This is a genomic window from Vibrio sp. 811 (assembly GCF_033339195.1).
Map to the genome: position 1 here is coordinate 1 of NZ_JAWOUB010000846.1, position 540 is coordinate 540.

Genomic DNA, 540 nt, shown 5'->3' on the forward strand with positions numbered 1-540 from the left:
GCACCTTTAAACACACGACCGTTCGCGAGCTCTAATGCCAAACCACTGAGGTTATTGGTATACGGCGCATGGCTCATGTTCATCGCTTCGACGGCTTGTTGAATCAATGCGTCTTCATCATCACACACAAATTGGTGTTTTACTTCGGCCATCAAACCAGACTCAATACCAAGGTCTGCTGGACCAAAAGCTTCTGGTAAGTATTCATGTAATGACTTTTCGTCGCGCTCAGGTAGCTGAACTTTCAACTCTTTAGCAGTCGACAGTTCGTTCATAAACTGGCGGCAGTGACCACAAGGGCTAAAGTTGATGGTGATGTCTTTGACACCGTGTTCGCCTTTCATCCAAGCGTGGCTAATTGCAGATTGTTCTGCGTGAACAGTTTGGCCTAACTGAACACCAAAGAACTCCATGTTTGCACCAAAGTACAGACGGCCAGACAAGCCTCGAACAATTGCACCAACATAGAACTCAGAAATAGGAGCGTAAGAATATGCAGCGGCAAAAGGAAGTAGAGCAACACGCAGCTCTTTATCTGAT

At 46.3% G+C, this 540-nt stretch carries 1 protein-coding gene; it reads right to left on the bottom strand.

Going from position 1 to position 540, the window contains the following annotated elements:
- Positions 1-540, bottom strand: a 540-nt coding sequence (cdd, locus tag R7Q46_RS29725; RefSeq protein ID WP_318078662.1) for a cytidine deaminase, incomplete at both ends; no start/stop codon positions are given.